Below are 20306 nucleotides of genomic sequence, written 5' to 3'. Positions count from 1 at the left end.
TTAATCCCTCAGGCCCGCGCCAGCACGACGGGGGTATTCGGCAGGCCCAGTTCCCCCATGGCGGCCGAACCCGCGAAGGTCACGGCGAGGCCAGGCGGCACGGCATCGTCCAGCAGCAGGGTCAGCTCGGTCTCGGCCTTGCCCTGACGCAGGCGGACCCGGCTACCGTGGGCGTGGCCCGCGGCCGACTGCGGATGCACCAGCACGCTCTCGGCCAGCTGGCCCTCCGGGCTGGACTGCAGCGGAGCCGCCCGGCGTACGAGCGGGTCGCCGCTGTACAGCGCCGCCGCCTGCACCCGGTGCAGCCCGTCCGCGGGCGCGGCCTCGGGCAGTTCCACGTGCACCTTGTTCAGGTTGACGCCGGTATCGAAGCTGGCGCCGGCCAGCTGTGCCTTCAGCTCGTCGCGCACGGCCGGGGAATCCAGGTAGTCGAAGCCGCTCTGCTCGAGCAGATTGCCGAGCACACGCCAGACCTTCCAGCCGGGGCGGGCATCCTCCGGCGCCCGCGCCGCGGCACGGAAGCTCTGCCAGCGGCCCTCGGCGTTCACGAAGGTACCGGAATGCTCGAAGCTGGTTGCGATCGGCAGCAGCACGTCGGCGACCGCCTCCAGCTCCGGGCTGGAGAAACTGTTCAGGGCGACCACCAGACCGGCACGTTCCAGCGCGTGGCGGAATGCGACTGGATCGGCGCCATCGCGGCCGGGCTCCAGCCCGGCGATCACGAAGGCGTCGCGTCCCTGCTCCAGCATGCTGGCGGCATCGACGCCGGCGCGATCGACCTCGGACCCGGCCGGCCCCCGGTGCGGGAGCACGCCAGCCAGCCAGGCACCGGCGGCGCTGGCACCCTGCGGCAGATAACCGAGGCTCGCTCCGGTGTGTTTCGCGATCCACCCGGCCAGGGCACGCAGGGTCGCGAAAGCCGGGCCGTTGATGGCACCTGCACCCAGCAGCACGTGCCCCTGGGTGCCCTCCAGCAATGCGCGTGCAGCACGCTCGAAGGCCTCGCGGGTCTCGGCGTCATCGGTCTCGGCGGCCTTGACGACCTTTTCCAGTTTCTTCGGCAGCGCCTTGCCGGCGGCCGCGATCTGACCAGCGATCCCGGCCAGCGCCAGGACCTGGTCGCGCTCGCTGCCCACCAGCTGGGCCTGCACCGGGTAGGTCAGGTCCAGCAGCATGTCATTGACCAGGAACACCTCGGCGCCGCGCGAGGCGGCCTTGCGCAGGCGGTGGGCGATCAGCGGCTGCTCGCGGCGCGGGTTGCAGCCGACCAAGAGCACCGCCCCGGCCGTCTCCAGGTCGCCGATGGCGGCGCCCAGATAGGGGAACAGCGGGGCCGCGGCCTCGTCACGGAAGTCGCGCTGGTTCACGCGATGATCGATATCGACCACGCCCATGCCGCGCAGGACCTTCTGCGCCAGGTAGTGCTCCTCGAGGGAAAGCGAGGCCGACAGCAACGCACCGATGCGTTCCGGGGCGACCTCCTTGAGGCCTTCCACCGCGTAGCTCAGTGCGGTTTCCCAGGAGACCTCCTGCCAGTGCCCGTCGACCTTGATGCGCGGGCGGGTCAGGCGGTCCTCGGCGTACAGGCCGGCGTAGCTGAACCGGTCGCGGTCGGAGATCCATGTCTCGTTGACGGCCTCGTTCTCGCGCGGTACGACTCGCATCGCGCGGCCGTTGTCGGTATGCACGTAGAGATTGGAGCCCACCGCATCGTGGCCGCCGATGCTCGCCGCCTGGGCGTATTCCCAGGCCCGGGCGCCGTAGCGCGACGGCTTCGCAGTGAGCGCACCCACCGGGCACAGGTCGATCACGTTGCCGGACAGCTCGTGGGCGACGGTCTTTTCGACGTAGGTGCCGATGCGCATATGCTCGCCGCGCCCGGTCGCGCCCAGTTCGCGCACCCCGGCGATCTCCTCGCCGAAGCGCACGCAGCGGGTGCAGTGGATGCAGCGGGTCATCTCGGTCTCGATCAGCGGACCGATATCCTTGTCCTTCACCACGCGCTTGGCTTCGGTGTAGGTGGACACACTCTCGCCGTAGCCCATGGCCACGTCCTGCAGTTCGCACTCGCCACCCTGGTCGCAGATCGGGCAGTCCAGCGGGTGGTTGATCAGCAGGAACTCCATCGTCCCCTTCTGCGCGCGCAGCGCCAGCGGAGACTGGGTGTAGACCTTCATCCCGTCCATGACCGGGGTCGCGCAGGCGGGGAGCGGCTTGGGCGCCTTCTCCACCTCGACCAGACACATACGGCAGTTCGCCGCCACCGACAGCTTCTTGTGGTAGCAAAACCGCGGAATGCGGATATCGGCATCGTCCGCCACGTCGATCAGCATGGCGCCCTTGGGCGCCTCGATCGTGCGGCCGTCAATCTCGATGCTGACCAGATCCTGCTTCTGATCCTGACTCATGCTCGATTCCTGCTGCGGGTGCGCGGGGGGCTTCAGGCGGCGTCTGCCACAGAGCTCCGACCGTGCTGGATGTAGTATTCGAATTCGTGGCGGAAATGCTTGATGAAGCTGCGCACCGGCATCGCGGCGGCATCACCCAGGGCGCAGATGGTATGCCCTTCGATCTTGCTGGCCACGTCGTCCAGGCGTTCCAGATCCTCGGGACGGCCCTGGCCTTCCACGATGCGGGTCAGCATGCGGTAGAGCCAGCCGGTCCCCTCGCGGCAGGGCGTGCACTGGCCGCAGGACTCGGAGAAGTAGAAGCGCGAGATGCGCTGCAGGGCCTTGACCATGTCGGCGGTCTCGTCCATCACGATCACCGCGCCGGAGCCCAGCATCGAACCGGCGTGGGCGATGGAGTCAAAGTCCATGTTGGCCTTCAGCATCACATCACCCGGGACCACCGGCACCGAGGAACCGCCCGGGATCACCGCCTTCAGCTTGCGCCCGTTCAGGACGCCTCCGGCCATCTCCAGCAGATCCTTGAACGGCGTGCCCAGCGGGATCTCGAAGTTGCCTGGCTTGTTCACGTGCCCGGAGACGGAGAACAGCTTCTCGCCACCGGACTTGGGCACCCCCAGGTCGGCGAACCACTGCCCGCCGTTGCGGATGATCGCCGGGATCGAGGCAAGCGACTCGGTGTTGTTGATCGTGGTCGGCTTGCCGTACAGGCCGTAGTTGGCCGGGAACGGCGGCTTGAAGCGTGGCTGGCCCTTCTTGCCCTCCAGCGACTCCAGCAGGGCCGTCTCCTCGCCGCAGATGTAGGCGCCGGCGCCCAGCGACGGGTGGAGATCGAAATCGACCCCGGAACCGAAGATGTCCTTACCGAGATAACCGGCGTCGTAGGCCTCTTTCAGGGCCGCCGTAAAGCGCGTGTTCACCTCGTCCATGAACTCGCCGCGCATGTAGTTGTAGCCCACCGTCGCGCCGATCGCGTAGCCGGCGATCGCCATGCCCTCGATCAGGGCATGCGGGTTGTACATCAGGATCTCGCGGTCCTTGCAGGTGCCCGGCTCCGATTCGTCCGAGTTGCACACGATGTACTTCTGCCCGGGAGTATTGCGCGGCATAAAGGACCACTTGAGCCCGGTCGGGAATCCGGCCCCGCCGCGGCCGCGCAGGTTGGAGGCCTTGACCTCCTCGATCACGTCCTCGGGGGCCATCTTGCCCTTGTAGACCTTCTCCAGCGCCTGGTAGCCGCCGACGCTCTTGTAGGTCTCGAGCGAGGCCGGATCGTCCAGGTAGCGGGTCGCAAAGCAGATCTGGTTGGCCATGTTACTTCTCCAGACCGTCGAGGATCTCGTCCACCTTTTCGGGCGTGAGATTCTCGTAGTACTTGTGGTCCACCTGCATCATCGGAGCGCCACAGCAGGCCGCCAGGCATTCCTCTTCCATCTTCAGGTAGAACTTGCCGTCCGGCGTGCTCTCGCCGAGCTTGATGCCGAGACGGTTCTCCAGGTGCTCGATGATCTCTTCCGAGCCGCGCAGCATGCAGGAGATGTTGTTGCACACCATGATGGTGTGCTTGCCGACCGGCTCCAGCTCGTACATCGAGTAGAACGAGCCCACCTCGTACACCGCAATCGCCGGCAGACCGAGATACTCGGCCACCGCGTCCATCTTCGCGGTGGAGAGATAGCCGTCCTCGTGCTGCACCGCGCGCAGGGCGCCAAGCACCGCGGAGCGCTTCTGGTCGTCGGGATAGCGCGCCAGCCAGGCGTCGATCTCTTCACGCTCGTGGTCGCTGAGCTCCACCTTCTTGCCGGCGGGCCTGTGGAAGGCGACGGTTTTCTGTTCGGCAGCCATCAGCGGTCGATCTCCCCGAATACGATGTCCTGGGTCCCGATGATCGCGACCACATCGGCCAGCATGTGGCCGCGCGCCATCTCGTCCAGCGCGGACAGGTGCACAAAACCCGGCGGACGGACCTTCAGACGATAGGGCTTGTTGGAACCATCGGAGACCAGATACACCCCGAACTCGCCCTTCGGATGCTCCACCGCGGCATAGGCCTCGCCTTCCGGCAGGCACATGCCCTCGGTGAACAGCTTGAAGTGGTGGATCAGGGCCTCCATGTCGGCCTTCATCTCCTCGCGCTTCGGCGGGGTAATCTTGTGATCCTCCAGCAGCACCGGGCCCGGATTCTGGCGCAGCCAGTCCACGCACTGACGGATGATGCGGTTGGACTGGCGCATCTCCTCGATGCGCACCAGGTAGCGGTCGTAGCAGTCGCCGTTCACGCCCACCGGGATATCGAAATCGAGGCGGTCATAGACCTCGTAGGGCTGCTTCTTGCGCAGGTCCCACTCGACACCGGAGCCGCGCAACATCGGACCGGTAAAGCCCAGCTGCTTGGCGCGGTCGGGATCGACCACGCCGATGCCGACGGTGCGCTGCTTCCAGATGCGGTTGTCAGTCAGCAGGGTCTCGTATTCGTCGACGCAGCCGGGGAAACGCTCGGTAAACGCCTCGATGAAGTCCAGCAGCGAGCCCTGGCGGACCTTGTTCAGGTCGTCCACCACCTCCTGGGACTTCCAGGACGACGGCTGATACTTCGGCATCGTGCCCGGCAGGTCGCGCGCGACACCGCCCGGACGGTAATAGGTAGCATGCATGCGCGCACCGGAGACCGCCTCGTAGCAGTCCATCAGGTCCTCGCGCTCGCGGAAGGCGTAAAGGAACACCGCCATCGCGCCGATATCCAGCGCGTGGGCACCCAGCCACATCAGGTGATTCAGGATGCGGGTGATCTCGTCGAACATCACCCGGATGTACTGCGCCCGCAGCGGGGCCTCGATACCCAGCAGCTTTTCCATGGCGAGCACGTAGCCGTGCTCGTTGGCCATCATCGACACGTAGTCGAGGCGGTCCATGTAGCCGATGGACTGGTTGTACGGCTTGCTCTCGGCGAGCTTCTCGGTACCGCGGTGCAGCAGACCGATATGCGGGTCGGCGCGCTGCACAACCTCGCCATCCATCTCCAGCACCAGGCGCAGCACACCATGAGCCGCCGGATGCTGCGGCCCGAAGTTCAGGGTGAAGTTGCGAATCTCAGGCATTCTCGGCTCCTTCGCCCGGCTTCTCGCCCTCGCTGTAGCGATGGTCGTCGCGGATGACCTTGGGCACCAGCACGCGTGGCTCGATGCTCACCGGCTGGTACACCACGCGCGCCTGCTCGGCGTCGTAGCGCATCTCGACATGGCCGATCAGCGGGAAGTCCTTGCGGAATGGATGGCCGACAAAGCCGTAGTCGGTCAGGATGCGGCGCAGGTCCGGGTGCCCGGAGAACAGGATCCCGAACAGGTCGAAGGCCTCGCGCTCGAACCAGTTGGCCGAGGCCCAGACCTCCACCAGCGACTCGATCTCGGGGAATTCCTCGTCGTCCAGCCAGGCCCGCATACGCACGCGGCGGTTGTGCGCCACCGACAGCAGGTGGGCCACCACGGTGAAGCGCGGCCCTTCCCAGTTGGAGTCTTCCGGCGCGTCGTCGAACGTAAAGCGCCCGGAGGTGGCGGCCTCGACCCCGCGCGAGAAGCCCGTGTTGGTCGCGGATTCCGTGCCCCACTCGTCCTGGCCGTATTCGAGGTAGTCCACGCCGCACAGGTCGATCAGGATGTCGAACCCGAGCGCGTCGCGCAGCTTCTCGCCGGCCTCGCGCCAGGACCCGGGGACGATATCCACCGTCACTTCGCCGTTCGCCTCGTGCAGGCTTTCCAGGGCGTCGCCCAGTTCCGCCCGCAGGGCGTCGATCCAGTTGTCTTGTTCAGCCATCTGAAACCCCGGGTGCGTCAGCGCGCGATGGTGTTCGTGCGCCGGATCTTGTTCTGCAGCTGGATGATGCCGTAGAGCAGTGCCTCGGCCGTCGGCGGACAGCCCGGCACGTAGACATCCACCGGCACGATGCGGTCGCATCCACGCACCACGGCATAGGAGTAGTGGTAGTAGCCACCGCCGTTGGCGCAGGAGCCCATGGAGATCACCCAGCGCGGCTCGGGCATTTGGTCGTACACCTTGCGCAGCGCCGGCGCCATCTTGTTGACCAGCGTGCCGGCGACGATCATCACGTCGGACTGACGCGGGCTGGGCCGGAAGATGATCCCGAAGCGATCGAGGTCGTAACGCGATGCACCGGCGTGCATCATCTCGACCGCGCAGCAGGCGAGCCCGAAAGTCATTGGCCACAGGGAGCCGGTACGGGCCCAGTTGATGAGCTTGTCGGCCGAAGTGGTGACGAAGCCCTTCTCAAGAACGCCTTCTATTCCCATTCCAGCGCCCCCTTCTTCCACTCGTAGATGAATCCGACGACCAGAATGAGCAAAAACACGGCCATCGCAAGAAGCCCGAACAGGCCAATGGCATCCAGCGATACCGCCCACGGGAAGAGAAATGCGATCTCGAGATCGAAGATGATGAACAGGATCGCGACCAGGTAGAAACGCACATCGAACTTCAGGCGCGAATCCTCGAAGGCCTCGAAGCCGCATTCGTATGGCGAATCCTTGGCGGCGTCCGGCTTGCGCGGACCCACGGCCATACCGACCACCAGTGGCACGATGCCGACCACGATGCCTACTGCAATGAACAGCAGGATGGGTAAATAACCTTCCAGCATTTCTCTCTCCCGTACGCCGCCTCGGGCGGGCAGGCTCGCGGGTCGTCGCGTGAACCGGACGCGCCGACAAGCCGTTCAGCGTTGCTGGTTGAAAGCGCGGGTACGGGACGGTCTCGTTTTGGCGAGACAGGGCCGCACACCGGGCACGGAGTCTAGGTGATGCCCAAAAACGGTGTCAAGTATTCGTAATTTTATAAGTAACTGTTTTTATTGTTTTTTACCTCGGGCGCGAAGAATAATCAGCGACCCGCGGTCATCGGAATTTGGTGCAGATGGTGGGATTCGAACCCACACGGCTTGCGCCACTACCCCCTCAAGATAGCGTGTCTACCAATTCCACCACATCTGCAAAGTCGTACAGGTGCCGCGGCCTAGTCCGGCACATCGGCGGGGCGGCCAGGCTGGGCACCACCCTCGGATTCCTGCCCCGGAAGGCCATCCGTCGGCAGGTCAGGCGGGCCATCGCCCTGTTCTTCCATCATCTCCATCTGGTCCAGCAGGCTCTCGGCCTCGGGACTGGACGCCGCCAGGTAGGCCAGCGTCAGGCTGTTGAGGAAGAAGACCACGGCCAGGACCGCGGTCGAGCGGCTCAGGAAGTTGGCCGAGCCGGCGGCGCCGAATACCGTCGCCGAGGCGCCGCTACCAAAGGCCGCGCCCGCGTCGGCACCCTTGCCGTGCTGCATCAGGATCAGCGCGATCAGGGCGATCGACACCGCAACCTGAACGACCAGGAGCAGGCCGTAAATCATGCCGGAACCCGCTCGCCCGCGGCACGGGCGATGGCGGTGAAGGCGTCGGCATCCAGCGAGGCGCCGCCAATCAGGCCACCATCAATATCGTCCAGCGCCAACAGGCCGGCGGCGTTGTCGGGCTTCATGCTGCCGCCGTAGAGGATGCGCAGGTCCGCGGCGACGCGCGGGTCGCGCCCGGCGACACGGTTGCGGATGAAGGCGTGCACATCCTGGGCCTGTTCCGGGGTGGCGGTCAGCCCGGTCCCGATCGCCCAGACCGGCTCGTAGGCGATCACGGCGCGGTCGAAGGCCTCGACGCCGGCGGCGTCGAGCACCGCATCCAGCTGCTCGGCCACGACACTCTCGGTGCGCCCGGACTCACGGTCGGACTTCAGCTCACCCACGCACAGGATCGGGGTCAGGCCGGCGGCCTGGGCGGCGACGAACTTGGCGGCGACCCAGGCGCTAGATTCATTCTGGCGCTCACGGCGCTCGGAGTGCCCGACGATCACGTAACGGCAGCCGACCTCGGCCAGCATGGCGCCGGCCAGTTCGCCGGTGTAGGCGCCCTTCTCCTGTTCGGAGCAGTCCTGCGCGCCCAGCGCGATGGCGCTGCCGGACAGGTCCTTGCCAATTTCGGCGAGATAAACCGCAGGCGGGCACACCGCCACGTCCACGCCCTGGATATCGCCCAGGCTGCCCTTCAGGGCGGACAGGAGCGCGCGATTCGCATCCCGCGAACCGTTCATCTTCCAGTTACCGGCGACCAGCGGCGTGCGCATGCGGATCTTCCTCCTGCAATCGGCCGGCCCGTGTGGATACACCGGGTCCGATCATGATGATTAGAGCGGCGGGATGTTACCGGCGCACCGGGTGCAAATCAACCAAGCGCCCCGCGCGGCGCGTCGGAGTGGCCGCGCACCCGGGTCGGCGCCATCGCCGCAGGGACCGCGGCGGCCGCCCCATCGCGCGAGCTCACAGCGCCGCGCGGATGCTGTCAGCGATGCGCTCGGCCGCGCTGCGGGTCTCCTCGGGATCCTCGCCCTCGACCATCACCCGCACCAGGGGCTCGGTGCCGGAGGGACGCAGCAGCACCCGACCGCGCTGACCCAACTGGCCCTCTACCGCGGCCACCTCGGCGCGTACCGGGGCTGCCTCCAGGCAGGGCGCCGCGCCGCCACTGACGGGGACATTGATCAGGCACTGAGGGAGCTTGGGGATGGTCGCGGCCAGCGCCGAGAGTGGCTGGCCGGTCCGGTGCATCAGGTGCGCGATCTGCAGCGCCGCGACGGTGCCGTCGCCCGTGGTCGTATGTTCGAGGCAGAGGATATGCCCGGAGCCCTCGCCGCCCAGGGTCCAGTCACGCCGGCGCAGCTCCTCCAGCACGTAGCGGTCCCCGACCCGCGCGCGCACGAACGGGATGCCGGCACCGGCCAGCGCCTGCTCGAGACCGAGATTGGTCATCTGGGTGCCGACCACGCCCCCGGCGAAGTCCCCGGCCTGCTGCCGGGTCAGGGCCAGGATCCCAAGGATCTGGTCACCGTCCACCACCGTGCCATCGGCGTCAGAAAGGATGACGCGGTCGCCGTCACCATCGAGCGCAATCCCCAGGTCTGCGCCACTGGCGCGCACCCGGTCGGCGACATTGCCGGGATACAGCGCACCGACGCCGGCGTTGATGTTGTAGCCATCGGGGCTGGCCCCGAGGATCTCGACCTGCGCGCCCAGCTCCTCGAACACATGCGGGGACACGTTGTAGGTCGCCCCGTGGGCGCAGTCGATCACAATCTTCATGCCGCGCAGTTCCGAGCGCGACGGGATCGCGCTCTTGCAGAACTCGATGTAGCGCCCCGCCGCGTCGGCGATGCGTACGGCCTTGCCCAGGCGTTCGCTGTTGATCGCCCTGGCCGGCTCTTCAAGACGCGCCTCGATGGCCGCCTCGGTCGCGTCCGGCAGCTTGTCACCCTCGGGGGTGAAGAACTTGAACCCGTTGTCATGAAAGGGGTTGTGGGAGGCACTAATCACCACCCCCGCGGTCGCGCGGAAGGTGTGCGTCAGGTAGGCGATGGCGGGGGTCGGCATTGGCCCCAGCAGGGCCACATCCAGGCCGGCCGCGGACAGGCCCGACTCCAACGCGGACTCGAACATGTAGCCGGACACGCGCGTGTCCTTCCCCACCAGCACCGGGCCCTGGCGGTGGCCATTCTCGCCCAGCACCTCGCCCACCGCAAAGCCAAGGCGTAGCGCAAACTCGGGTGTCAGCGGCCACTCGCCCGTGCGCCCGCGGATCCCGTCGGTTCCGAAATACTTGCCCATCAGTTCTCCTGCCTGTCCTGCACGTCGCCGGCATCCGCCCACAGTGCCGAGTATAGCGCCAGGGCATCCCGGGTCGCCGCGACGTCATGCACACGCAGCACCCGTGCCCCCGCCTGGGCCGCCAGCAGCGCCGCAATCGCGGACCCGGCATCCCGTTCCTGCACCGGGCGGTCACCCAGCAGCACGCCGATCATCGACTTGCGCGAGACCCCCACCAGCAATGGCAGACCCGCGGCGGCCAGGCGCGGCAAGCCCCGGAACAGGGCCACGTTGTGCTCCAGCGTCTTGCCAAATCCGAAGCCCGGGTCCAGCAGGATCTGCGCACGCGGGACCCCGGCCTCCAGCAGGGCCGCGGCACGGGCCGCGAGAAAGGCCTCGACCTCGGCCACTACATCGCGGTACTGCGGGGCCTGCTGCATGGACTGCGGCGCGCCCTGCATGTGCATCGCGCACAACGCCACGCCCTGCTCGCGCGCCGCCGTAATCGCTACCTCCAGCGCACCCTCGGCACGGAAGCCATTGACGTCGTTCAGCAGCCCGGCGCCGGCTGCCACCGCCTCGCGCATCAGCGCGGGCTTCATGGTGTCCACCGACAGCGGCACATCAAGCGCCGCGCTCAGGGCCTCGACCACCGGCAACACCCGCCGTCGCTCCTCGTCCAGCCCCACCGGCTCCGCCCCGGGACGGGTGGACTCCCCGCCGATGTCCAGGATCTCGGCACCCGCGGCCACCATCTCGCGCGCATGCGCCAGGGCCGCCTCCACCCGCGCATAGCGCCCGCCGTCGGAGAACGAATCGGGGGTTACGTTCAGAATCCCCATGATGCGCGGCTGGCTCAGGTCCAGGGCATGCGTGCCGCACTGCAGTCGGGGGGCTTTGGTGTTCACGCGCGCGCTCCTGAATCCGAGTTGTTCAAGGGCCAACAAAAAGGCCGCCAGGAACGGGCCTGGCGGCCTGCGAAGCAACAGTTGGCGGACCCGCAGGCCCGGCAACCGGGGACCGGTCAGGACTGCGGAGCGGGTCCCCCGACGACGCCCTTGTCGTCGTCATCGTGACCATCGGCATCACCCTCGGCATCCGGGCCGCCGGCCTCGGCATCATCACCGGCCTGAGCGGAGCCACCGGAGTCGCCACCGCTGCCCCAGTTCGCCGGCTCGCGGGGGTCGCGCCCGGCCATGATGTCCTCGATCTGCTTTTCGTCGATGGTCTCGTACTTCATCAGTGCTGCCGCCATCGCGTGCAGCTTGTCGAGGTTGTCCAGCAGGATCTGCCGGCCATGCTGATAGTTGTCGTCGATAATCCGGCGCACCTCGGCATCGATCTGGCGCGCGGTCTCGTCGGACATCGGCTTGGAGGCGGCGCCCATCTGCGCGCCCAGGAACGGATGCCCCTCTTCCTCGCCGTAGTCCAGCGGGCCGAGTTTTTCCGACAGCCCCCACTTGGTCACCATGTTGCGCGCAATCTGGGTCGCGCGCTCGATGTCGTTCGAGGCGCCGGTCGTGACCTTGCCCGTACCGAAGATGATCTCCTCGGCCAGGCGCCCGCCAAACAGGCTGGCCAGCTGGCTCTCCAGCCGGGTCCGAGAGTGGCTGTAGCGATCTTCCTCGGGCAGGAACATGGTCACACCCAGCGCGCGCCCGCGCGGGATAATGCTCACCTTGTATACCGGGTCATGCTCGGGGACGCTGAGCCCGATGATCGCGTGACCGGCCTCGTGATAGGCGGTCAGCTTCTTCTCGTCCTCGGACATCACCATGGACTTGCGCTCGGCGCCCATCATGATTTTGTCCTTGGCGCGCTCGAAGTCGCTCATGTCGACCAGACGCTTGCCGGCGCGGGCAGCGAACAGCGCCGCCTCGTTGACCAGGTTGGCCAGGTCCGCGCCGGAGAAGCCCGGTGTACCACGGGCGATCAGATCCGGGCGCACATCGTCCGCCAGCGGCGTCTTCTTCATGTGCACCTTCAGGATCTGTTCGCGGCCGCGCACATCCGGCGGCGGCACGACCACCTGGCGGTCGAAACGGCCCGGACGCAGCAGCGCGGCATCCAGCACGTCCGGACGGTTGGTCGCGGCGATCACGATGATGCCCTCGGTGCCCTCGAAGCCGTCCATCTCGACCAGCAGCTGGTTCAGGGTCTGCTCGCGCTCGTCGTGACCGCCGCCCATGCCGGCGCCGCGCTGACGGCCGACCGCGTCGATCTCGTCAATGAAGATGATGCAGGGGGCGTGCTTCTTGGCCTCGGCAAACATGTCGCGCACGCGCGAGGCGCCCACGCCGACGAACATCTCGACGAAGTCGGAACCGGAGATGCTGAAGAACGGCACCTTGGCCTCGCCCGCGATGGCCTTGGCCAGCAGGGTCTTGCCGGTACCCGGCGAGCCGACCATCAGCACCCCGCGCGGGATCTGGCCACCCAGCTTCTGGAACTTGGAAGGGTCGCGCAGGAAGTCGACCAGTTCGGTGACCTCTTCCTTGGCCTCGTCGCAGCCGGCCACATCGCCGAAGCCGACCTTGACCTGGTCCTCGGACATCAGCTTGGCCTTGGATTTGCCGAAGGACATCGCGCCCTTGCCACCGGCACCGCCGCCCTGCATCTGGCGCATGAAGTAGATCCACACGGCGATCAGCAGCAGGATCGGGAACCAGGAGATCAGAATGCTCATCAGCAGCGAGCGCTCCGCCTCCTCGTGGGCATTGACCTCCACGTTGTTCTGCAGCAGGTCGCCGATCAGGCCGGGGTCGTTCGGATTCACCGTGGTAAACCGCTGACCTTCCAGGGTGGTGCCTTCGATCTTCTCGCCCTTTATGGTCACGTTGTCCACGCGACCACCCTGCACGTCGCGGATGAACTCGGAGTAGGTAATGCTCCGCACATCCTGCGTCTGCTGCTGTGGACCGAAGTTGTTGAAGACAGACATCAGGACGACGGCAATCACCGCCCAGATGATCAGGTTCTTGGCCAGACCGTTCAAAACGACACCTCGAAAAACATCAATCGTCAGTTGCAGGGAGCTTTACACATCCCTGGGCTCGCGCGCCAATACATACACTTCGCGTGACCGAGGGCGTGAGGCCTTGGGCTTGCGCACCTTGACCGACTTGAAGCGCCGGCGCACCTCGGCCAGGTACTCGTCAGAACCCTCGCCCTGAAATAGCTTGACCAGAAATGCACCCCCGGGGTTCAGAATCCGGGTCGCCAGATCCAGCGCCAGTTCACAGAGATGGATGGAGCGCGGCTGGTCCACCGCGTCGGTCCCGGTCAGGTTGGGGGCCATGTCGGACAGCACCAGATCGGCGGATTCCTCGCCCAGGGCCTGGAGGATCGCCTCCAGCACCGTATCCTCACGGAAGTCGCCGGTGACCACCTCCGCCCCCGGCACCGGGTCCATCGCCAGGATGTCGGTTGCCACCAGCATACCCTTGCGGCCGATCTTCTGCGCAGCGTACTGCGTCCACCCACCCGGGGCCGCGCCCAGATCCACCACGCGCATGCCCGGTTTCAGCAGGCGGTCGCGTTCGTCGAGTTCCTGCAGCTTGTACACCGCACGCCCGCGGTACCCCTCCTGCTGGGCCCGCTGCACGTAGGGATCGTCGAAATGCTCCTTCAGCCAGCGCTGGCTGGAGCGGCTACGTTTCGGCATACACGGACCTCGCACCCGCCGGTGGCGTGCTACACTTTTGTCGTTTCAACACCGAAAACGGCCTCCCGTGAATCTGACCGACGCGCAACGCCGCCATCTGCGCAGCCTCGCCCATCCGCGCAAGCCCATCGTGACCATTGGCCGCAATGGCCTGACCGATGCCGTTCTCGCGGAACTGGAACAGGCCCTGGACCATCATGAACTGGTCAAGATCAAGGTAAACATCGGGGACCGCGACGCCCGCAACGAAGCCGTGGAGGCCCTGTGCGACCGCACCGGCGCCGAGCGCATCCAGCGCATCGGCTACGTCGCGACCCTGTTCCGCCGCAACCCGGAAGCCCCGAAGGTCACGCTGGACCCGGCCTGAACCGGGGCCGCCCGCGTCAGTTAACGTAGCGGACCTCCAGGATCTCGTACTCCGTCTCCCCGCCCGGGGCCTGCACGGTTACGACCTCGCCCTCTTCCTTGCCGATCAACGCGCGCGCGATCGGCGAGGACACCGAGATCATGTTCTGCCTGATGTCGGCCTCGTCCTCGCCAACGATCTTGTAGGTCACCTGGCGCTCGTCCTCGGTGGCCTCGAGCACCACGGTCACACCGAACACGACCTTGCCGGTCTGCGGCAGGGCGGTGACATCGATGATCTGGGCATTGGAGAGCTTGCCCTCCAACTCGCGGATGCGCCCCTCGATGAAGCTCTGCTGCTCGCGCGCAGCGTGGTACTCGGCGTTTTCCTTCAGGTCGCCGTGTTCGCGCGCCTCGGCAATCGCATTCACCACCCGCGGGCGATCCTCGCCTTTCAGCTTCTTCAGCTCCGCCTTCATCTTCTCGGCGCCGGTTACGGTCAACGGGGTCTTGTTCATGCGCTCTTCACTCCGAGATTCTCCTGATGGAGGTCCTGCAGCCGGAACACATCGTTCGCCCCCAGGTGATCCAGGGCCTGCACCGTGGCACGCGCACCGGCAATAGTGGTGGTATAGCCCACCTTGTGCATCAGCGCCTCGCGCCGGATGGTGTAGGAGTCGGAGGTCGACTGCTTGCCCTCCACGGTGTTGATGATGAAGCTGATCTCGTCGTTCTTGATCATGTCGACGATATGCGGGCGGCCTTCGGTCACCTTGTTCACGCGCGTCACCGCGATGCCGGCCTCCTCCAGAATCTTCGCCGTACCGCGAGTCGCCAGGACCTCGAAGCCCAGCTCGACCAGGCGCCGGGCGACCTCGGCCACATGCGGCTTGTCGATCTCGCGCACCGACACGAAGGCCTTGCCGGTGGACGGCAGCAGCACGCCCGCCCCCAGCTGGCTCTTGGCGAAGGCCTCGGCGAAGCTGCGGCCGACCCCCATCACCTCGCCGGTGGACTTCATCTCCGGGCCCAGGATCGGGTCCACGCCCTGGAACTTGGCGAACGGGAACACCGATTCCTTCACCGAGTAGTAATCGGGGTAGACGGCGTCACCCACACCCTGCTCGGGCAGGGTCTGCCCGGCCATGCAGCGCGCGGCGATCTTGGCCAGCGGCCGGCCGACGCTCTTGGAGACATACGGCACGGTGCGCGAGGCGCGCGGGTTGACCTCCAGCACGTAGATGTCGTCGCCCTTGATCGCGAACTGGGTATTCATCAGGCCGACGACCTTGAGCCCCAGTGCCATCTTGCGCACCTGTTCGACCATTTCGTCCTGCAGCTCCATCGACAGCGAGAAGGGCGGCAGGGAGCAGGCCGAGTCGCCGGAGTGCACGCCGGCCTGCTCGATGTGTTCCATGATCCCGCCGATGATCACGTTCTCGCCATCCGAGATCGCGTCGACATCGACCTCGATCGCGTCATCCAGGAAGCGGTCCAGCAGCACCGGGGCATCGTTGGAGACAGACACCGCGTTCTGCATGTAGCTGCGCAGGTCCTCGCGGTCGCGCACGATCTCCATCGCCCGGCCACCGAGCACGTAGGACGGCCGCACCACCAGCGGATAGCCGATCTCGTCGGCCAGCTTCTCCGCCTCTTCCTCGCTGCGCGCGGTGCGGTTCGGCGGCTGCTTGAGCCCCAGCTTGTTCAGCAGGGCCTGGAAGCGTTCGCGGTCCTCGGCCAGGTCGATCGAGTCCGGGCTGGTGCCGATGATCGGCACGCCGGCGGCCTCCAGATCCCGCGCCAGCTTCAGCGGGGTCTGTCCGCCGTACTGCACGATCACGCCGGCCGGGTTCTCGGTCTCGACGACCTCCAGCACGTCTTCCAGGGTCAGGGGCTCGAAGTACAGCCGATCCGAGGTGTCGTAGTCGGTGGAGACGGTCTCCGGGTTGCAGTTGACCATGATGGTCTCGTAGCCGTCCTCGCGCATCGCCAGCGCCGCATGCACGCAACAGTAGTCGAACTCGATGCCCTGGCCGATGCGGTTCGGCCCGCCACCCAGGACCATGATCTTCTGCTTGTCGGTCGGCTCCGCCTCGTTCTCCTCTTCATAGGAGGAGTACATGTACGCGGTCGTGGTCGCAAACTCGGCCGCGCAGGTATCCACCCTCTTGTACACCGGCCGCACGCCGAGACCGTGACGGTGCTTGCGCACGGCCTTTTCGGTGTCGTTCAGGAGCTTGGCCAGGCGCCGGTCGGAGAAGCCGCGCTGCTTCAGTCGGTACAGCTCCTCGGCGGTGATATCGCCCAGGATGCGGTCCTTCAGGCCCTTCTCGACATCCACCAGCTCCTGGATCTGGGCCAGGAACCAGGGATCGATCGCGGTCAGCTCGAAGATGTCCTGGATCGAGAAACCGGCGCGGAAGGCATCCGCCACGTACAGCACCTGATCCGGGCTGGGGTTGGCGAGCTTGGTGCGCAGTTGGTCGACGACATCATCGGCCGTCAGGTCAATGCGCTCGTCGAGGCCGTCCATGTCGGTCTCCATCGAGCGCAGCGCCTTCTGGAACGACTCCTGGAAGGTGCGGCCGATGGCCATCGCCTCACCCACCGCCTTCATCTGCGTGGTCAGCCGCGCCTCGGCCTGCGGGAACTTCTCGAAGGTGAAGCGCGGGATCTTGGTGACCACGTAGTCGATGGACGGCTCGAACGAGGCCGGGGTCAGCCCGCCGGTGATATCGTTTTTCAGCTCGTCCAGGGTATAGCCCACCGCCAGCTTGGCCGCGACCTTGGCGATCGGGAAGCCGGTCGCCTTGGAGGCCAGCGCGGAGGAACGCGACACCCGCGGGTTCATCTCGATCACGATCATGCGCCCGTTCTCCGGGTTGATCGCGAACTGCACGTTGGAGCCGCCGGTCTCCACGCCGATCTTGCGCAGCACCGCCAGCGAGGCGTCGCGCATGATCTGGTATTCCTTGTCGGTCAGGGTCTGCGCCGGGGCGACGGTGATCGAGTCCCCGGTGTGGATGCCCATCGGGTCCAGGTTCTCGATGGAGCAGATGATGATGCAGTTGTCCGCCTTGTCGCGGACCACCTCCATCTCGAACTCCTTCCAGCCCAGCGCGGACTCCTCCAGCAGTACCTGGTTCACCGGCGAGAGGTCGAGCCCGTTCTTGACGATGTACTCGAACTCCTCGCGGTTGTAGGCGATGCCGCCGCCCGAACCACCGAGGGTGAACGACGGCCGGATGATCACGGGGAAGCCGATCTGCGGCTGGACCTCCTGCGCCTCCTCCCAGGAATGCGCGAGCATCGCGGTCGGGGTGTCCAGGCCGATATCGGCCATCGCCGCCTTGAAGTGATCGCGGTCCTCGGCCATGTCGATCGCCGCCTCGTTGGCGCCGATCATCTCCACCCCGAACTTCTCGAGCACACCTTCCCGCGACAGGTCCAGCGCGCAGTTCAGCGCGGTCTGACCGCCCATGGTCGGCAGCACCGCATCCGGGCGCTCCTTCTCGATGATCTTGGCGACCGTCTCCCACTCCACCGGCTCGATGTAGGTGGCGTCCGCCGTCTCCGGGTCGGTCATGATGGTCGCCGGGTTGGAGTTCACCAGGATCACCCGGTAACCCTCCTCGCGCAGGGCCTTGCAGGCCTGGGCGCCGGAGTAGTCGAACTCGCAGGCCTGACCGATCACGATCGGGCCGGCCCCGAGGATCAGGATGCTCTGGATGTCGGTACGCTTGGGCATGTGACGGCTCTCGCAGGCTGTCGAAATCGGAAATCGGGAAAGACGGTCTCTAGGGAAACAAATGTTTCCCTAACTGCGCGCGGCGCGCATCATCTCGACGAAGTCGTCGAACGCCGGGGACACATCGTGCGGGCCCGGGCTGGCTTCGGGGTGTCCCTGCAGGCTGAACGCCGGGCAGTCGGTGCGGGCAATGCCCTGCAGCGTGCCGTCGAACAGCGACCGGTAGGTCGGCGTCAGCGTATCGGGCAGGTTGTCCTCGTCGATCGCAAAACCGTGGTTCTGCGACGAGATCATCACCCGCCCGCTCTCCTCGTGCCGGATCGGGTGGTTCGCCCCGTGGTGGCCGAACTTCATCTTCACGCTCTTGCCACCGCTGGCGATGCCCAGCAGCTGATGCCCGAGGCAGATACCGAACAGCGGGACCTTCCGCTCGCAGAGGTCGCGGATCGCCTCGATCGCATAGGTGCAGGGCTCGGGGTCGCCCGGGCCGTTGGACAGGAACACGCCGTCGGGCTTCAGCTCCATCACCTCGTCCACCGGCGTCTCGGCCGGCACCACGGTCACGCGGCAGCCACGATCCGCCAGCATGCGCAGGATGTTCTGCTTCATGCCGAAGTCGTAGGCGACCACGTGAAATTCGGCCTGCTCCGGGTCCACCCGGGCTGGCTCTTCGCCGAGCTGCCAGGTGCCCTCCAGCCATTCGTAGCGGCTGCGCGTGGTGACCTCGCGCGCCAGGTCCATACCCTTGATGCCGGGGAACCCGCGCGCCGCCGCCAGGGCCGCTTGCTCGTCCACCTCGCCAGCCTGGATGCAGCCGTTCAGCGCGCCCTTCTCGCGCAGGATGCGGGTCAGCTTGCGGGTATCGATCCCGCTGATCGCCACAATACCGTGGCGCAGCAGGTAATCCGGCAGCGACTCGCGCGAACGCCAGTTCGACACCAGCGGCGGCAGGTCGCGAATGATCAGCCCGGCGGCATGGGCACCGGCGGACTCGTCATCCTCCGGATTGGTCCCGGTGTTGCCGATATGCGGATAGGTCAGCGTGACCATCTGCCGGTGGTAGGAGGGATCCGTCAGGATCTCCTGATACCCGGTCATCGCGGTGTTGAATACCACCTCGCCGACCGTCTGGCCCTGGGCGCCAATCGCCTGACCATGAAACACAGTGCCATCTTCCAGGACGAGCAGAGCGGGCGCGGACACGGGGACCTCCGGGTGGTCTGGACACCGCCGCCCGGCCCTGTGCCGGCGGCGATAACGCGTTTCGTTTGGGACCATGGACCCGGCCTCGTCCACACCGTTTCGGCGGGGAACAACCCCCGTTTCGGCAACGGTTCGATGCAGGCGAGAGCGGGTACGGATATGGCCTCAAGTGTACGCGAGCGCCGCGCGCGACGTCCAACGAACGCTCCTTTTCCGACGTCACCCGCCTCTTCATTCATGGTTGGCGAGAGCTCGCTGTCCGGCGATTTTAGCTGGCCCTGGTTCAGCCTCCGGTCTCTACGTGCGTTCGGCCCGCCGCCTGCCTGCTGGTGGCTGGTCCCGGTTCGGCATCCGGTGTTTACGTGCCTCGCGGCGCGCTCGCGAGTCAGCGCCTGGCAGTATGCGGACCGAAACCCGAATAACAAGGAATGCTGCACCCCGTAAAACGCCACGAGGCGCCGCCGGTTAGAGATCGCGCAGGCCCAGCACATCCTGCATATCGAACAGCCCATTCCCGGCACCGGCAAGCCAGACGGCGGCCCGCACCGCACCGGAAGCAAACACGGTCCGGCTGGAGGCCTTGTGGGTGATCTCCACACGCTCGCCGTCGCCGGCGAACAGCGTGGTGTGTTCCCCCACGATGTCGCCACCGCGTACCGTGGCGAAGCCAATGGTGCGCCGGTCACGGGCACCGGTCTGGCCCTCGCGGCCGTACACGGCATCGTGCTCCAGGTCCCGCCCCAGAGTCTCAGCAACCACGCGCCCCAGCTTCAACGCGGTACCGGAGGGCGCATCGACCTTGTGGCGGTGATGCGCCTCCAGGATCTCGACATCCACGCTGTCGCCCAGCGCCCGCGCCGCAAGCTCCACCAGCTTGAAGGTCAGGTTCACCCCGACGCTCATGTTCGGCGCGTACACGATCGGCATCGTGGCCGCCGTATCGCGCAGACGCTGCTCCTGATCCGCGTCGAGACCGGTGGTCCCGATCACCAGGGCCTTGCCGGCGCGCGCGCACAGATCCAGGTGCTGCATGGTGGCCTGCGGCGCGGTGAAGTCGATCAGCACGTCGAAGTCGTCGGTCACGGTTGCCAGATCCTCGACCAGGCGCACCTGGCCCTCCTGACCGACGGGCGCGCCAATCGCCTCGCTACCCGGGCGTTCGCTGGCCGCGCCCAGCCGCGCCTCGGGGTGCTCGTCCACCGCCTGCACCAGGTTCTGGCCCATGCGCCCGCCGGCGCCCGCAATCGCAATTCGAATCATC

18 protein-coding genes and 1 tRNA gene are annotated in these 20306 nt (G+C 66.5%); 1 reads left to right on the top strand and 18 read right to left on the bottom strand.

All coding sequences use genetic code 11. The features are described 5' to 3' along the window. Positions 1-8 precede the first annotated feature (8 nt). The 14 genes from nuoG to rlmE form a co-directional block, all read right to left on the bottom strand. Positions 9-2408 (bottom strand): NADH-quinone oxidoreductase subunit NuoG, encoded by a 2400-nt coding sequence (nuoG, locus tag D000_RS0104635; protein ID WP_018872374.1) that lies wholly within the window; start codon positions 2406-2408, stop codon positions 9-11. Positions 2409-2440: 32 nt separating this feature from the next. Then, entirely contained in the window at positions 2441-3721 is a 1281-nt protein-coding gene (gene nuoF / locus D000_RS0104630) for an NADH-quinone oxidoreductase subunit NuoF (protein WP_018872373.1), read from the bottom strand. A 1-nt stretch (position 3722) separates the two neighbouring features. Beyond that, positions 3723-4253 (bottom strand): NAD(P)H-dependent oxidoreductase subunit E, encoded by a 531-nt coding sequence (gene nuoE, locus D000_RS0104625; RefSeq protein WP_018872372.1) that lies wholly within the window; start codon positions 4251-4253, stop codon positions 3723-3725. After that, positions 4253-5506, bottom strand: a complete 1254-nt coding sequence (locus D000_RS0104620) for an NADH-quinone oxidoreductase subunit D (RefSeq protein WP_018872371.1) — start codon at positions 5504-5506, stop codon at positions 4253-4255. The genes nuoE and D000_RS0104620 overlap by 1 nt, the downstream gene beginning before the upstream one ends. Next, positions 5499-6218 carry an NADH-quinone oxidoreductase subunit C gene (locus D000_RS0104615; RefSeq protein ID WP_018872370.1) on the bottom strand — a complete coding sequence of 240 codons (720 nt, stop codon included), beginning with the start codon at positions 6216-6218 and terminating at the stop codon, positions 5499-5501. The genes D000_RS0104620 and D000_RS0104615 overlap by 8 nt, the downstream gene beginning before the upstream one ends. A 17-nt stretch (positions 6219-6235) precedes the next feature. Continuing rightward, complete coding sequence (locus D000_RS0104610) at positions 6236-6712, bottom strand: NADH-quinone oxidoreductase subunit B family protein (RefSeq protein ID WP_018872369.1); 477 nt, start codon at positions 6710-6712, stop codon at positions 6236-6238. Further along, a complete protein-coding gene (locus tag D000_RS0104605; RefSeq protein WP_018872368.1) occupies positions 6703-7059 on the bottom strand; it encodes an NADH-quinone oxidoreductase subunit A in 357 nt (118 codons plus the stop codon). Before D000_RS0104605 ends, D000_RS0104610 begins: the two co-directional genes overlap by 10 nt. Before the next feature lie 264 nt (positions 7060-7323). Then, positions 7324-7408, bottom strand: a tRNA-Leu gene (locus D000_RS0104600). 22 nt (positions 7409-7430) lie between these two features. After that, positions 7431-7808 (bottom strand): preprotein translocase subunit SecG, encoded by a 378-nt coding sequence (gene secG / locus D000_RS0104595; protein ID WP_018872367.1) that lies wholly within the window; start codon positions 7806-7808, stop codon positions 7431-7433. After that, entirely contained in the window at positions 7805-8572 is a 768-nt protein-coding gene (gene tpiA, locus D000_RS0104590) for a triose-phosphate isomerase (RefSeq protein ID WP_018872366.1), read from the bottom strand. The genes secG and tpiA overlap by 4 nt, the downstream gene beginning before the upstream one ends. A gap of 193 nt (positions 8573-8765) precedes the next feature. Beyond that, a complete protein-coding gene (glmM, locus tag D000_RS0104585) occupies positions 8766-10106 on the bottom strand; it encodes a phosphoglucosamine mutase (RefSeq protein WP_018872365.1) in 1341 nt (446 codons plus the stop codon). After that, on the bottom strand, positions 10106-10993 hold the full coding sequence (folP, locus tag D000_RS0104580; RefSeq protein ID WP_018872364.1) for a dihydropteroate synthase: 888 nt from the start codon (positions 10991-10993) through the stop codon (positions 10106-10108). Before folP ends, glmM begins: the two co-directional genes overlap by 1 nt. A gap of 116 nt (positions 10994-11109) precedes the next feature. Continuing rightward, positions 11110-13080: an ATP-dependent zinc metalloprotease FtsH gene (ftsH, locus tag D000_RS0104575; RefSeq protein WP_018872363.1), complete on the bottom strand. Its 1971-nt coding sequence runs from the start codon at positions 13078-13080 to the stop codon at positions 11110-11112. A 42-nt stretch (positions 13081-13122) separates the two neighbouring features. Then, positions 13123-13749: a 23S rRNA (uridine(2552)-2'-O)-methyltransferase RlmE gene (rlmE, locus tag D000_RS0104570; protein ID WP_018872362.1), complete on the bottom strand. Its 627-nt coding sequence runs from the start codon at positions 13747-13749 to the stop codon at positions 13123-13125. 67 nt (positions 13750-13816) lie between these two features. Between rlmE and yhbY the strand changes: the two genes are divergently transcribed. Beyond that, positions 13817-14116 (top strand): ribosome assembly RNA-binding protein YhbY, encoded by a 300-nt coding sequence (yhbY, locus tag D000_RS0104565; RefSeq protein ID WP_018872361.1) that lies wholly within the window; start codon positions 13817-13819, stop codon positions 14114-14116. A 16-nt stretch (positions 14117-14132) separates the two neighbouring features. Here the strand turns inward: yhbY and greA are convergent, their stop codons facing one another. The 4 genes from greA to dapB all read right to left on the bottom strand — a co-directional run bounded on the left by greA (position 14133) and on the right by dapB (position 20305). Continuing rightward, positions 14133-14612 (bottom strand): transcription elongation factor GreA, encoded by a 480-nt coding sequence (gene greA / locus D000_RS0104560; protein WP_018872360.1) that lies wholly within the window; start codon positions 14610-14612, stop codon positions 14133-14135. Continuing rightward, entirely contained in the window at positions 14609-17842 is a 3234-nt protein-coding gene (gene carB, locus D000_RS0104555; protein ID WP_018872359.1) for a carbamoyl-phosphate synthase large subunit, read from the bottom strand. The genes greA and carB overlap by 4 nt, the downstream gene beginning before the upstream one ends. 69 nt (positions 17843-17911) lie before the next feature. After that, entirely contained in the window at positions 17912-19045 is a 1134-nt protein-coding gene (gene carA / locus D000_RS0104550; protein ID WP_018872358.1) for a glutamine-hydrolyzing carbamoyl-phosphate synthase small subunit, read from the bottom strand. A gap of 465 nt (positions 19046-19510) precedes the next feature. Further along, positions 19511-20305: a 4-hydroxy-tetrahydrodipicolinate reductase gene (gene dapB / locus D000_RS0104540; RefSeq protein ID WP_026279762.1), complete on the bottom strand. Its 795-nt coding sequence runs from the start codon at positions 20303-20305 to the stop codon at positions 19511-19513. Between the last annotated feature and the right edge of the window lies 1 nt (position 20306).

Origin of the sequence: Thioalkalivibrio sp. ALJ16 (assembly GCF_000377345.1) — a bacterium.
Classification (GTDB): Bacteria; Pseudomonadota; Gammaproteobacteria; order Ectothiorhodospirales; family Ectothiorhodospiraceae; genus Thioalkalivibrio.
The sequence above is the reverse complement of the archived record's forward strand: the minus strand, read 5'-3'. Positions and strand labels throughout refer to the sequence as shown.

Coding starts and splice junctions, on each gene's coding strand:
- D000_RS0104610 (WP_018872369.1), bottom strand. CDS start 6,712: ATGGGAATAGAAGGCGTTCTTGAGAAGGGCTTCGTCACCACTTCGGCC.
- nuoE (WP_018872372.1), bottom strand. CDS start 4,253: ATGGCTGCCGAACAGAAAACCGTCGCCTTCCACAGGCCCGCCGGCAAG.
- D000_RS0104605 (WP_018872368.1), bottom strand. CDS start 7,059: ATGCTGGAAGGTTATTTACCCATCCTGCTGTTCATTGCAGTAGGCATC.
- nuoG (WP_018872374.1), bottom strand. CDS start 2,408: ATGAGTCAGGATCAGAAGCAGGATCTGGTCAGCATCGAGATTGACGGC.
- greA (WP_018872360.1), bottom strand. CDS start 14,612: ATGAACAAGACCCCGTTGACCGTAACCGGCGCCGAGAAGATGAAGGCG.
- rlmE (WP_018872362.1), bottom strand. CDS start 13,749: ATGCCGAAACGTAGCCGCTCCAGCCAGCGCTGGCTGAAGGAGCATTTC.
- nuoF (WP_018872373.1), bottom strand. CDS start 3,721: ATGGCCAACCAGATCTGCTTTGCGACCCGCTACCTGGACGATCCGGCC.
- secG (WP_018872367.1), bottom strand. CDS start 7,808: ATGATTTACGGCCTGCTCCTGGTCGTTCAGGTTGCGGTGTCGATCGCC.
- tpiA (WP_018872366.1), bottom strand. CDS start 8,572: ATGCGCACGCCGCTGGTCGCCGGTAACTGGAAGATGAACGGTTCGCGG.
- dapB (WP_026279762.1), bottom strand. CDS start 20,305: ATGATTCGAATTGCGATTGCGGGCGCCGGCGGGCGCATGGGCCAGAAC.
- D000_RS0104620 (WP_018872371.1), bottom strand. CDS start 5,506: ATGCCTGAGATTCGCAACTTCACCCTGAACTTCGGGCCGCAGCATCCG.
- D000_RS0104615 (WP_018872370.1), bottom strand. CDS start 6,218: ATGGCTGAACAAGACAACTGGATCGACGCCCTGCGGGCGGAACTGGGC.
- glmM (WP_018872365.1), bottom strand. CDS start 10,106: ATGGGCAAGTATTTCGGAACCGACGGGATCCGCGGGCGCACGGGCGAG.
- carB (WP_018872359.1), bottom strand. CDS start 17,842: ATGCCCAAGCGTACCGACATCCAGAGCATCCTGATCCTCGGGGCCGGC.